This window comes from Bacillus andreraoultii, assembly GCF_001244735.1.
Lineage (GTDB): Bacteria > Bacillota > Bacilli > Bacillales > Caldibacillaceae > Caldifermentibacillus > Caldifermentibacillus andreraoultii.
Genome location: NZ_LN868937.1, coordinates 1,549,709 through 1,563,103, shown reverse-complemented (window position 1 = coordinate 1,563,103; position 13,395 = coordinate 1,549,709). Strand labels below are relative to the sequence as shown.

Below are 13,395 nucleotides of genomic sequence, written 5' to 3'. Positions count from 1 at the left end.
TAACAAATAGGGAATCATGCACGTCCACGGTTTTTTTATTCATTAATCATCATTATTCATGCCGACAAACATTAAAACAAAACGTAATAATTCAGCAATTGCAACAACTGTTGCCGCTACATATGTTAGAGCTGCTGCATTTAAAACCTTTCTAGCCCCTGATTCTTCTTCATTACGAATCATACCAGAACTAACCATAAGATTAAGCGCCCGAGAAGAAGCATTAAACTCAACTGGTAACGTAACTACTTGGAAGAGTACTGCAGCAGCAAAAAATATAATACCTAGTAATAACATACTTGAACTATATAAGACAATCCCGATTAGGATAAAGATCCAAGACAAATTAGAGCCAAGGTTTGCAACTGGTACGAGAGAGTGTCGAATCCTTAAAGGAGCATATCCTTCGCTATCTTGGACAGCATGCCCACATTCATGAGTCGCAACGGAAATTGCAGCAATAGATGTCCCGTAATAGTTACCTTCTGACAAGCGAACAACTTTACTTCTCGGATCATAATGGTCTGTTAATTTTCCACGAATGGGCTCAACAGTCACATTATATAGGCCATTCTCATCTAAAACACGCCGAGCCGCTTCAGCACCAGTAATTCCAGATGACGTGCCCACTTTAGAAAACTTACTATAGGTTGAAGACAAATACATTTGTATTAATAACGGTAAAAACATTATGGTAATGAAGTATATAAGCATACTCATTCAAGCAGTACCCCCTACAATCTATTTATAAGAAATCATATAAAATATAACTATTACTGTCAATGTTTTTGCCCCTTTTTCACTGATTTACGAATATCTTTCTCTGCTTTGTATTTTCTCCAACCAACATACGATAATGTCATAATAATTATTCCACCTGTTGAAATAATTACCCACCATAAAGATAAGTCTGCTTCATCTTCTTCTGTTTCATCAAAAAGACTTTGCAAATCCCTTTGTAAAGCTTCAATGGCAACAATACTATCCTCCCGATCCATTAGTTTACTTGAATATTGTTCCCAATATTGGATTTGAGCATCAACTTTTTGTACTTTTTCTACTGGTACATCTAACATGATGCTAGGATAAACTGTATCGTATACACTCAAAAAATGGTTAAACTCTTCATGAAAATGCTGGTAGTCTCTTTGGACAATCTTTTCTTTAAACGATTGAAAAGCAGTTAATAATGAACTTTCCATATTTGTCCATAATGGTTCGTAATCTGTTATAACAGCATCTACTACAAGCCGAAATTTTGTAAGACGCTTAATTACCTCGTCTTTTGTATATGTGTCATTTTCAAATAACTTCATTGATTCGTGATAAGAAATTCGTAATATTCTCTTCTCATCGCTTGTAAGTGTCGTTGTATTGTTAAGAATTACACCTATGTTCTCTAATACTTTTTGTGCTTCTTCATATCTTTCTGTTTTTGAAAGTTGAAGGGCCTCATTCGCCATCGAATCTAACATATTTAAATTACTATCGTTTTCAGCAGCAAATTTAATATCTTCTCCAAGAAACAAAAAAACTGTAGTCAATAGAACAATGATTCGTTTCATTCCTGTCCCCCCTATTCCTACTAAAATGTATGATAGAGTGGACAAGTATAGACCTTGAAATTCATATTTTTAACTCTATTCAACAGAAAAATGCATTACAATAATGTCCTTCTTTGTTTTTTCATACCAAAGTAATATGTAAGCCAAATGGACAAAATACTAAGCCAAAATGTAAAATAACCTATTTGTGGAATATAGTGATCAAGTGCTCCATAACGCGGATACATGAAAAATATGTAATCAATCATTTCATTATGTAAAGTCCATATAGCTGCAATAAATAAATGCTTTAATTTTATACGATAATAAGAAGAATACAATATTCCTTCAATGGCCATTCCTAAATGTGAAGCGATTAACATATATCCTTGCCAAGGTAAGTACCCTGTGACAATTAATGTTAATATATTCATTACAACCGCCCATATTCCATATTTAAATAAAGTCATTATTGCAAGAGCTTCGAATAATGGCCAGTTTTTTTTAAACAAAAAAGCGATTAACACAAAAACAAAGAACAAACTAGCGGTTGGACTATCCGGTACGAATGGTAGGAAAATCGATGGTGTTTCTTTTAACTGGTATCCATACCAGTAATAGCCATACACAGTACCAACGATATTTATTAGTAATAATAAAAAAAGAAAATTTTTCCTTGTTAACAAATATTGGATGTTTATCAATTATTTCACCTCATTTCTATTATAAACTGAAGGAATACAATTTAATATACTCTGGATAATAAAGAAAACTTTGGGCTTGAGCCTTCAGACGAAAGTGGAAATTGGAAAAGTTTATACTTTCCTATTAGCTAAAAAAGGCTTTTTTAGGCTTTGATGTACTGCCACCGAAACCTTCCTTGTTCGCTTATAGGAAAAATATATTCTTTCCCAATAACTAAAAAGATGTGACAACAGAAAAAGGTAAACCACCTACCTATATTCTGTGTCACACCTTTCGTTAACATCTTCTTATATGATTTGTAACTTGGACAGCTTGACTCTAATTATTTTTCTATGCTTTTAATGAACTCCGCAATTTGTTGTAGTTCCTCATCCGTTCCTTGGAAGATACCCGATGGCATATTTCCAACCCCATTTTTAGCAATATCTTTAATCTCATCGACTGATAAATCAGTTCCCGCTAAAGCTGGTGCTGAGCCACCTTCCAAATTGCCTCCATGACAGCTCAAACACGTATTTTCTTCAAGAATTTCATAAGCTGGATCTTCTTTATCAACCTCTACAACATCACGTATTGCCCCTTGTTTTTTTGATGCTTCCCAGTCATGATGCGCTGCTGCCTCCCATGTTAAATAAAATATACTAGCAATAGCAAGTAACATGAAGCCTGTAGCAAACGGGCGATCCTTTGGTCTACGCTTTGGTCCCTTGTCTATAAATGGTGCTAATAATAAAGCAGTAAAAGCAATACCGGGTATGATAAATGCACCGATTGCATTATATGGTCCTGATGCAAATGTATATTTTAATAGTTGATATAAAAATAGAAAATACCAGTCTGGTAATGGAATATAACTTGTATCCGTAGGGTCGGCGATTCGTTCCAATGGAGGTGGTTCAACGACAACTAAACATAAAAATCCGACTAAAAAAACTGCTCCTACAAGCCATTCCTTTAAAAGAAAATCTGGATAAAAGGCTTCTGTTTTACCCGGATATTCCGAATAATCTTTCGGAATATTCGGTTTTCTATTATTAGCAGGGACACGTGAATCCCCTACAAACTTCATTCCTTTTCCCCTATGCATATTTGGTTCCCCTCCTTTATAAACCTCTTAAATCAAACAATCTTGATAAAATCATAATGGACCAGAGATTCCTTGCTTACGAATCATTAGAAAATGTAAGCCAATTAGCCCTAATAAAGCTGCTGGTAGGAAGAATACGTGAATGGCAAAAAACCTTGTTAATGTTTCTGCACCAACAATGTGTTCATCCCCACTTAATAGCGTTTTCAACATATCACCGATTAATGGTGTTGATTGCGCTATATCCAAAGTCACCTTTGTTGCGTTTAATGCTTTCATATCCCAAGGTAGTAAATAACCAGTTAAACCTAATGCTAACATAACAAAAAATATGAGGACTCCGACAATCCAATTTAATTCCCGAGGCTTTTTATAGGCACCTTGGAAAAATACCCTTAATGTATGTAAAAACATCATCACAATGACAATACTTGCACCCCAGTGATGCATACCACGTACAATTTGCCCAAAAGCTACTTGATTTTGTAAGTAATAAACGGATTCCCATGCCCGCTCAATATCAGGTACATAATACATGGATAAAAACATTCCTGAAAGGACTTGGATAACAACAACGAAAAATGTTAATCCGCCAAAACAATAAACAAATGCACTAAAATGATGGGCAGGATTTACGTGCTCTGGTACTTCATGGTCTGCAACATCACGCCATAATGGAGTAATGTCTAATCGTTCGTCAATCCAATCGTATACTTTATTTAACAAAATTATGCCCCCCCAACTGCACTTGCACGTCTACTTAAATACAAAATACCATCCTTCACTTTATGCTGATAACGATCAAGCGGTCCTCTCGGTGGAGTATTTGGCACGTTTGTACCGTCCTTTTCATACAAGCCTTTATGACATGGACAGAAAAACATATTAGGATGTTCTTTATTCGAATTCCAGTTCACATTGCATCCTAAATGTTTACAAATTGGTGATAATGCAATTATTTCACCTTTTTCATCCTTATAGACCCATGCTGTCTGTGTTACATCTGATACATACCATCCATCTTCTTGTTCAAATTGAAAATCGACTCGAGTTGGTTCATCCGTCAACTCATCCGCTTTCACATTTGTCGCAATAAAGTCTCCACCTGCTTCAACTTGCAGTACAGGATCTACCGCCATCCTTAACATCGGCATCACTGTTGAAGCCGCCATAAATCCACCTACACCCATTAATGTATAGGTTAGAAACTGACGTCTTGATACTTTTTGTTCTCCCATCACTTCTCCCCCCATCCATAATCTTTATTAAAAGAAAACACTTACAATTTTAATGGTAGATTTTATATATTTGGTTATCTCAACCCATTACTTACTATAAGTGGTTGGTTAATAGTAAGTATTATTAATGATATACCGTTAACTGAATAAGGTCAATATAATTAATATTATAAAATATTAGAAAACTATAATAGAATAGTTTCCTCGTTCTTAATTATTTAATTTCTCTGCCTTTTGCCACTCTGTAATAAAAAAGTCAAAAATTTGATTCGCTTGTTTCTCAATCAATCGCTTTTTATTTTTTTCATCAACATACTCTAGTGGAATGGTTGGAATCCAAATATGGTTTCCACCTATATTTTCAATTATGTTCGTCCATGCGGAATTAGAACTAATAAAAAATATATGATTGAATTTTTCTTTAATGATATTATTGATCCATCTTGTTATTATTTCTTGCTTATCATTCACTGTATAAGTCGTAAAGTAGACAAGAGGAGGCAGTAATAATATCCTCCCTCTAAATTGTCGTTCTACTTCAGTTGCAATAAGCTGGATAAACTCGGATGCATTAGCCTCAGCCTCTCCATTCTTATCAAATGAAACAGGTATGATAGGAACGAATACTGTATCAATATATTCTTTCGATTGGAAAAAAGTAGAGTAATCTTTTACAACTCCCCAGCGCAAACTTCCACCCCCTCATTTTTTGTAAATATCTTTATATTCAATTATAATTAATATTATTATTTTATTCAATAATTTGTATTATTTTCAAATTATTTTCGTATATTTTGTGTCTTCTTTATTACCTTATAAAAAGGTGTCAAACGCCATGGTGTTTTGTACAGCAGAATCTTTTGACTCTACATACAACCATGGGTTAGACACCTTATTGATTCATGATGTGGTTAAATTGTTCAGAAAGCTCAATAAACAAATCTTTATCTTTTTTATCCAAAGCTTGATCAATCTTCTCTCTTAACTGTTCAAGTTGGAAATTTTTGATCGTATTTTTTAGAAATAATTCAGCAAGTTCACGGTCTTTATCTGTAATTTGAAGGTGTTCTGGCATATAAGGGTTGTTTTCAAGGACTAGCGCGTATTGGTGTGATTTATGAACCGATTTAAAATTTAATTGAATGTAGATATCTTGATCGCGATTTAGACGAATATCATGGAACGACTTTTCTGCATCTGTCGTCATAACTGAATCTTTATAAAACCGAAAAGGAACATCGTCCACACATTGGGTACTCATCACTATTCCACGTGGACAATAATCTGCGTGATCGACAAAATGCACCTTTTCCATCAATTGATCGTGACTCATTAAATAATTTAGAATCCAGACACATTCCCTTCGCTTTAACTGATAATGATTTAAGAACCAACGAATAAATTCCTTTTTTTCATTTACAGAAATAGGAGCGGCCATCTAATTTCCCTCCTCGTTGAATGAGAAATTTGTTTAACTAAGATTCGTTTTTAATCTTTCCAAAACATCCATATATTCAACATTTGTTGGGTCACTTTTTTGTAGTTTATTAAATACTTCGATAGCCTCTGTGTAATTTCCTTCTTCAATTAGAAAAAACCCATAGCTTTGGAGAAACTCATTATTCTCTTTTAAATATCTATATGCGCTTCGATACGCATTTAATGCATCAGAATACTTTTCTTCTTTTTCACAAGCAATCGCATAATCCCATAGAAAATCTGGATCTTCTTCTCCCTCTGCTAATAGAGGTTCCGCCAAATGTATAAGATCTTCATTTCGTTCATTGGATAAATATAATTTGTTTAATGTTAAGTAGGCATCTAAATAAGAAGGATCGAGTTTTATTGCCTCAAGAAGACATTCTTCTGCATCCATTTCATTTCCGAGCTTTAAATTAATTTTCCCAGCAAGAAAATGAAGCTCCTTTTGGAATGGATTTACCTCTTGACCCTCTCGTAACGTTTTTAGTGCATTTTCAAGGTCTTCAATATGCTCATAGCTTTTTGCTAGCGGTAAGTACAAACTAAAATATTCATGGTCTAGCTCTTTTACATCGCTTAACTTCTCAATTGCTTTCTCATAAAAACCAGCTTGATATGCTGTTAGGCCGTATCCAAATAATACATCAATATCAAGTTGGTCTTCTAAAGCATGATCATAGTGATGCAATGCTTTTTCAAATTCACCACTTGCAGCATAAACATCAGCAAGTCGTTTATGAAGATTTATATTAGCAATTTCGGTTGTATCTTTTAGGATATGTTCATACTTATAAACAGCCTCTGCAAATCTCCCAATCGAAGCATATAGTTCAGCCAATGCGAATTGAATAATAGGTTCATTTGGTGCGATTTTCTCGGCTTGAAGGAGTTTTTGAACACTTACTTCAAATAAACCTTGTGCTTCATATAAATCTGCTAATAGAAGCAAAGATTGGACATAAAAAGGATCATCTTTTGTAATTTTCTCCAATATTGAAAGTGCCTCATCCTCTTCATCTAATTGAATATAAATTTCTGCCAAAGCAACGAGTAACTCACCCTCGTCAGGGTAACGTTCAAGAAGACGATTATATAATTTCTTTGCTTCCTCTAAAAAACCTAATTGACGAACTTCCTCTGCTAGATCAAACACTTCTTCGTCTGTACCTTCACTAAATACTTTGTTAAAAAATTGATTTGCTTCTTCCACTTTTCCTTGCTCTAATAAATATGTATATTGCTTCGTTTCAAACATCATTCATTGCTCCTTATAAACGTGAAAGTTTTTAATTCGATGTATTGGACTGACTTAGACCATCGTTATACTTACTACTTAAAAAAAGCTGGGCGATTTATTATAAATTCTTCTCCTTGATTTACGTTAGGAAAGACTTTTGTTCCAGCACGTACGATTTTCCCTTTATGAACAGTTATTGTAGGCGTAATGTTTCCTTGAATAACTGAGTCGACAGTATTTTTATTATCTTGATTCAAATATAAATTATAACTTAACTCACCACCAGTTTGTAAATATCCTTTTAAAGGATAAATACCAATTTGCTTTAATATGTCAATTGGTAAAGGAGTTTGCTCACTTATCGGTTCTTGAATATGTGGGATTTTTTCACGTTGTAAAATCGTATTCCATGAATGTAAAAGTAATTCTTTGTCGCTTATCTCTTTTTCTAATACCGGTATTAATGGGCTATTATAAGGAAAAAGTGCTTCACGAATCCACCCCCATGGAACTTTATATAACTCCCTCTTATCTTTAAATTCAATAAAAATTGCTGGAATCCTTTTTCTTTTACACTTTTGGACAAATGGGACCGTAAACTGTTCAATCGGAATTTTTACAGCGATTGTATAATCGACGGGGCTATGATCATAGAAATTACGTACTTCCCTAATATGATGATCAACATTTTTAACATCATTGATGGATGCAGAAACAAATACGGTAGTACAACCGTTTTCTATATACTTCGAGGATAAATATTCCTTTACTTGTTCTGTCTTCACTCCTTGTGGTAGTCCGTCTGTATAGTAGACAGAAGTGGATGTCATAAGGAAATTACTTGTATTCATTTTCATATACAAATATTTCGAAAAACTTGGTTGTACAGACAAAATTTTTCCATTATTGACAAGAAGTGAAGTTGTAATTAGTTCGTTTTGTTTATATAAACTTACATTTTCAATAATATATGTCATACGTCCACCTCCACTAGTCTTAAGACAAGCTATGACTTTAGCGATAAATTTATACATATTTTTTGGAGGTGTTTGTTTTTTTGCGTTTGTTAAATATTTCACATCAAGAATGATATCTTTTCAATGAAAATACAAGAATCATCCCCTAAATATGAGAGAAATACTTAGGGGCTCTCACTCTTCCACTGAGTTATTCGGTCTTTTTGCATTTATCCATAAATAGAAGGAAATGAACTTTTTTCTAAAATTAAATCTTTTTATAAAAAAATGTTTCAATTGAGTCGAGGCTATACTGATTTGCATTGAATATTTGTTCCGTGCTTCCGACAAATAGGACACCATTTTGTTTTAACGCCTGGCTGAATTTTTTATAAATCAAATTTTTTGCTTCTTCTGTAAAGTAAATTAAAACATTTCTACAAACAATTAAATCATAATTCGTATCATAAGGGTCCGCTAGTAGATTATGCTTCTTAAATGTAATCGTGTTTTTAATTTCATCGCTTATAATATAATGGTTGTTTTCTTTTTTAAAGTATTTTCTCTTCATCGCATCAGGAACTTCTTGTAGTGAGCGTTCTTGATAGACACCAATTTTTGCCTTTTGAATCGCGTTTTCGTCGATATCCGTTGCCAAAATTTTTATTTGTGACAATGGAAGAAAATTGCTTAAAACCATGGCGATTGTGTAAGGTTCTTCACCAGTAGAACAAGCTGCACTCCAAATTTTAAGAGGTTTATTACTTTTTAGTAATTGAGGAAATATTTTTTTCTCGAGTACTTCCCATCTTTTTTGATTCCGATAAAATTCAGATACATTAATTGTCATCCGATCAAGAAAGGCATATAGGTATTTTCGATTATGATTCATCCCTTGAAAAAAGTCTTGAAAAGAAGTAAATCCATTTTTTTCATACAAAGATGTTAACCTTCTTTTCATTTGTGCTTCTTTATACAGAGATAAATCAATACCAGTTTTATTTTTTACTTTTTGAATAAACACTTCATAATCCCGATCCAATTTTTCAACCCTCACTTCTTTAATAGACATGATAGTGAAAAAAATTATCTTCTATAAAAATGAAACAGCTAGGCTAAAAGAGTCGAACCCATATAGCCTAGCATTTATTCGTTATATTATTAATAAATCCACTCATTGATTAACTTCGTATAGTTCGTTAATTCTTCATTATTAAAGAATAAGGCGATTTCTCTTTCAGCACTTTCTTTTGAATCTGACCCATGTATAACATTTTTCCCAACAGTTAGACCGAAATCTCCACGTATCGTTCCAGGTTGTGCGTCTTTCGGATTAGTTGATCCCATCATTTGTCTAGCGGTTGAAATAACATTTTCCCCTTGCCAAACCATTGCGAAGACTGGTCCTGAAGTAATAAATGAAACTAACTCACTAAAAAATGGTTTTTCTCTATGTTCGCCGTAATGTTCTTCAGCGAGACTAGTTGGAATTTGCATTAATTTTGCCCCTACAAGTTGAAAACCTTTTTGTTCGAACCTAGTAATGATTTCACCGATTAACCCTCTTTGTACACCATCAGGTTTCACCATTAAAAATGTTTTCTCCATTTACTTTCTCTCCATCCATTTGTTTCTATTAAAAGTTTACCAAAAATATATTACCATTTGTTTCCTATGTTTGCAAATGTTTACATTTTAGAAATTCCGTTTCCCAATAAACTTTAGCATTGTACTTAACAAGGTTTTCGTTCCATTCATTGGAAGTTCATTTAAAATTTTATATGCCTTTTGTAAATACAAATCACTCACTTGAAATGACTTATCAATTGCATCTGTATTTTTAATTAATTCTATTATATTTTCTAGTTCTTGAGGCTCAATTCGTTCATGCACTTTTACGATTTCAGCCTTTAATAGAGGATTCTTCATGGCAAAAAGAACAGGTAAAGTGATATTTCCTTGCAATAAATCTTCTCCAGCAGGTTTGCCTAATTTATCCTCCGTTGATGTGAAATCTAAAATATCGTCTGTGATTTGAAATGCCATCCCAGCGTAGTAGCCAAATTTATAAAGATTTTCATGAACTTCTTTTGGTAGGTCAGCAGCAATTCCACCGAGTTGACAGCTTGCAGCAATCAATAGTGCTGTTTTTCTTTTAATTCTTCGGAAATAATTTGTAATCGACTGATTAAAATTGTACTTATCACGAATTTGCTCAATCTCACCTATACTTAATTCGACCATTGTTTTTGAAAGAATTTTGTGTGCATCAACATCGTCTAGATTTGTTATAATCTCTAGTGCACGTGCAAGTATGTAATCTCCAGTATACATTGCAATTTTATTATCCCATTTCGCTTTTACAGTTGGTTTTCCTCTACGAGTATACGCATCATCAATTACGTCATCATGTATTAATGAGGCCATATGAATTAATTCTAGACTTACTGCAACATCTTTTACTAATTCAAAATTATATCGTCCAAATTTAGCGGATAAGATGACAAAGACAGGTCGAATTCTTTTTCCCCCTGCTTGTAGATAATGTAGAGAAGATTGTTTGAGTAAAGGAGATTTCGCATCTAATACGTGTTCTAACTCATATTCTATTTTTTTCAAATCTTTATTTAGTATTGAGTAAACAGTTTTATAATTCATTTGTACCACCCGGTTATGTAAAGCCTAGTACTTTCACTCTTTATGTGCTAGATGTAGTGCAGCGACCCCACCAAAATATTTTTTGAATGAAACATTTTTAAAACCTGCCTGTTCAAACATCATGGCTAATTTTTTTGCTTCTGGAAAATCTCGTGCCGATTCTTGTAACCAAGAATATTCTTTATAACTTTTCGCAAATAATTTCCCAAACAACGGCATGATATAGTGGAAATAAAAATAATAAATTTGTCGAAAACCGAACATTGTAGGTTGTGATGTTTCTAAACAAGCAATCACTCCACCAGGTTTTAACACCCGATACATTTCTCGTAATGCTTGCATATAATCTGGTACGTTTCGTAAACCGAACCCAATCGTAACGTAATCAAAAGAGTCGTCTGAGAATGGTAGCTCCATTGCATTGCCATGAACTAATTTCGCGTTTGTTATTTGTTCATTAGCAAGTTTTTCTCTCCCAACCTTTAACATATTCTCACTAAAATCAAGACCAATAACTTCCCCGTCGCTTCCAATTGCTTTACTCATAGCAATTGTCCAATCCGCGGTCCCACAACATACATCGAGTGCTTTCTTTCCTTTTTGTACATTCATTCGCTTCATTGTATCTTTCCGCCAACGAATATGTTGCCTAAAACTAATAATCGAGTTCATTTGATCATACTTATTATAAATATTTTCAAAAACATGGTGAACTCTTTCTTCTTTTGATTGTTCCATCTTTAACGACTCCCTCTATCAGACGGATTATGAAATAATTGTTGATACTTTTTCTTTATTAGCAGCTGTTCGTTCGAGAAAACCTTCTATTAATGATTCGGGTACTCTATTCAATATAGGACTATATTTCAACTCAATATAGTTGTCTATTTGCTTAGATATGATTCCATGCAATTCATGTTCGTCTACTGTTGATGTCTTTAATAAATCATTTTCTTTTATATATGAAATATACTGATTCTTTTCCTTAATGATTTGATTGACATGTAACCAATTCGTAGAAAGGATTTCTGAATGTGGGTGATTAAAAAAATATGCCAACTGTTGATAAATAGCTGTCTCTTTATACATCATGCTTTGCATATATTCATTAAATGTGAGAACTTCTTTATTATAAATTTTTATTTTATTTTCATTAACAATTTTTATTCCTTCAGCAAGTCTTCTTATCAAATGGATATTTGGTACATTGGACAAAGAATGATAGTATAAGCCACTATAAAAATCACCTGCAAGCACTGTTAACTGGCGCTTTTGGTGAGGCATATCTTCATCATCATTTTTTACACGATCATGGGTATCAAGGGCAATTTGAATATACATAACGGTTGTTACATACGCATCAAACTGTTCTTTAGGCAAATCTTGGCATTGTAATATATTTAAGAGCAAAAATAGTTTATCATGATCTATTTCTGGTAATTCTAGTTGACTTGATAAATACGAATGAAATATTTTTTGATATACTTTTTCTTTTGTTTCTGCGATATATTCTTCAGTAAATTGCACAAAATCACCCTCAACTACCATTCGTTAATTTCACGTAAGAATTTTGAAGAAGTTAAACTATTACAATTATAACATAAATAAGTTTCTTTTTTGAGATGCAATTACTAAATCACTAGATGATGAATAAAACTTATTTTCCATCACTAAAAACTTCACCAAAAGGAGAAATTATTTGTGACTTTCCACGAACTTTAATAGCCGAAGTATGTTCTGTAAATTGGGCAATCATCACTTCACCTTTATCCAGTTTTTCAGAATGATGGAAACGAGTATCTTGACCACGTGTAAGTCCAATGACATTAACTCCATCATCAAGCGCCTTAATGATTACATAATCATTTGATGATAATCTCTTTTCCATTTTTTGCCCTCCATCTAGTTATTTAATTAACGCTAATACTTCTTTTCTTTTTTCAGCATCTACTTCAAAACAACCTCTCGCAACCGTAGTAACTGTTTTTGAACCAGGCTTTTTAATCCCTCGCATAGTCATACACATATGTTCTGCTTCAACAATAACCATTACTCCGTGTGGATCCAGCTTTTCCATAATAGCATTTGCCACCGTACGTGTAATTCTTTCTTGAAGTTGCGGTCTTTTTGCAACGGCCTCAACAGCTCTTGCTAACTTACTTAATCCTGTTATGCGTCCATTTCTTGGTATATAAGCAACATGAACATGTCCATAAAACGGTACTAAATGATGTTCACACATAGAGTAAAACGGTATATCTTTAACGAGTACAATCTCCTCATGTTCTTCATGAAATATTGTTTCAAAATATTCTTTTGGATCTATAGTTAAACCACGAAACATTTCCGCATACATTTTTGCAACCCGTTTTGGTGTATCTAATAAACCTTCTCGATTCGGATCTTCCCCGATACCTTCAAGAATAAGTCGAACACCTTGTTCTATTTGTTCTAAATCCATTTCTTTCATAAATAGTGTCCTCCCCTA

The 13,395-nt window shown here is 33.4% G+C and carries 17 protein-coding genes; all 17 read right to left on the bottom strand.

Translation table 11 applies throughout. The annotated features are described in order from the left end of the window. Positions 1–42: 42 nt before the first annotated feature. Positions 43–720 carry a zinc metallopeptidase gene (locus BN2144_RS12675; protein WP_033828559.1) on the bottom strand — a complete coding sequence of 226 codons (678 nt, stop codon included), beginning with the start codon at positions 718–720 and terminating at the stop codon, positions 43–45. A 59-nt stretch (positions 721–779) separates the two neighbouring features. Then, a complete protein-coding gene (locus BN2144_RS12670; protein WP_033828558.1) occupies positions 780–1,565 on the bottom strand; it encodes a sporulation protein YpjB in 786 nt (261 codons plus the stop codon). Between the two features lie 95 nt (positions 1,566–1,660). After that, complete coding sequence (lhaT, locus tag BN2144_RS12665) at positions 1,661–2,248, bottom strand: lipoprotein heptaprenylglyceryl N-acetyltransferase LhaT (protein WP_094763127.1); 588 nt, start codon at positions 2,246–2,248, stop codon at positions 1,661–1,663. Between the two features lie 323 nt (positions 2,249–2,571). After that, positions 2,572–3,336 carry a c-type cytochrome gene (locus BN2144_RS12660; RefSeq protein ID WP_033828557.1) on the bottom strand — a complete coding sequence of 255 codons (765 nt, stop codon included), beginning with the start codon at positions 3,334–3,336 and terminating at the stop codon, positions 2,572–2,574. A 51-nt stretch (positions 3,337–3,387) separates the two neighbouring features. Next, positions 3,388–4,062 (bottom strand): menaquinol-cytochrome c reductase cytochrome b subunit, encoded by a 675-nt coding sequence (qcrB, locus tag BN2144_RS12655; protein ID WP_033828556.1) that lies wholly within the window; start codon positions 4,060–4,062, stop codon positions 3,388–3,390. 2 nt (positions 4,063–4,064) lie between these two features. Then, on the bottom strand, positions 4,065–4,574 hold the full coding sequence (locus tag BN2144_RS12650) for a QcrA and Rieske domain-containing protein (protein ID WP_033828555.1): 510 nt from the start codon (positions 4,572–4,574) through the stop codon (positions 4,065–4,067). Positions 4,575–4,784: 210 nt separating this feature from the next. Next, the gene (locus tag BN2144_RS12645; protein WP_033828554.1) at positions 4,785–5,264 is read right to left on the bottom strand and encodes a DUF2487 family protein; all 480 of its coding nucleotides are present in this window, start codon (positions 5,262–5,264) and stop codon (positions 4,785–4,787) included. Between the two features lie 202 nt (positions 5,265–5,466). Next, a complete protein-coding gene (locus BN2144_RS12640) occupies positions 5,467–6,012 on the bottom strand; it encodes a ReoY family proteolytic degradation factor (protein WP_033828553.1) in 546 nt (181 codons plus the stop codon). 33 nt (positions 6,013–6,045) lie between these two features. Beyond that, positions 6,046–7,311, bottom strand: a complete 1,266-nt coding sequence (locus BN2144_RS12635) for a tetratricopeptide repeat protein (protein WP_033828552.1) — start codon at positions 7,309–7,311, stop codon at positions 6,046–6,048. A gap of 74 nt (positions 7,312–7,385) precedes the next feature. After that, positions 7,386–8,270, bottom strand: coding sequence for a hypothetical protein (locus BN2144_RS12630; RefSeq protein ID WP_033828551.1), 885 nt, complete (start codon positions 8,268–8,270; stop codon positions 7,386–7,388). A 247-nt stretch (positions 8,271–8,517) separates the two neighbouring features. After that, positions 8,518–9,321: a CheR family methyltransferase gene (locus tag BN2144_RS12625; protein WP_042337888.1), complete on the bottom strand. Its 804-nt coding sequence runs from the start codon at positions 9,319–9,321 to the stop codon at positions 8,518–8,520. A gap of 89 nt (positions 9,322–9,410) precedes the next feature. Next, on the bottom strand, positions 9,411–9,857 hold the full coding sequence (ndk, locus tag BN2144_RS12620; RefSeq protein WP_033828549.1) for a nucleoside-diphosphate kinase: 447 nt from the start codon (positions 9,855–9,857) through the stop codon (positions 9,411–9,413). An 87-nt stretch (positions 9,858–9,944) separates the two neighbouring features. Continuing rightward, the gene (gene hepT / locus BN2144_RS12615) at positions 9,945–10,907 is read right to left on the bottom strand and encodes a heptaprenyl diphosphate synthase component II (protein ID WP_033828548.1); all 963 of its coding nucleotides are present in this window, start codon (positions 10,905–10,907) and stop codon (positions 9,945–9,947) included. Positions 10,908–10,940: 33 nt separating this feature from the next. After that, the gene (locus BN2144_RS12610; protein WP_033828547.1) at positions 10,941–11,645 is read right to left on the bottom strand and encodes a demethylmenaquinone methyltransferase; all 705 of its coding nucleotides are present in this window, start codon (positions 11,643–11,645) and stop codon (positions 10,941–10,943) included. A gap of 27 nt (positions 11,646–11,672) precedes the next feature. Next, positions 11,673–12,434: a heptaprenyl diphosphate synthase component 1 gene (locus BN2144_RS12605; protein WP_187367008.1), complete on the bottom strand. Its 762-nt coding sequence runs from the start codon at positions 12,432–12,434 to the stop codon at positions 11,673–11,675. Between the two features lie 130 nt (positions 12,435–12,564). Next, on the bottom strand, positions 12,565–12,795 hold the full coding sequence (gene mtrB, locus BN2144_RS12600; RefSeq protein ID WP_033828546.1) for a trp RNA-binding attenuation protein MtrB: 231 nt from the start codon (positions 12,793–12,795) through the stop codon (positions 12,565–12,567). Positions 12,796–12,813: 18 nt separating this feature from the next. Continuing rightward, complete coding sequence (gene folE / locus BN2144_RS12595) at positions 12,814–13,377, bottom strand: GTP cyclohydrolase I FolE (protein ID WP_033828545.1); 564 nt, start codon at positions 13,375–13,377, stop codon at positions 12,814–12,816. Between the last annotated feature and the right edge of the window lie 18 nt (positions 13,378–13,395).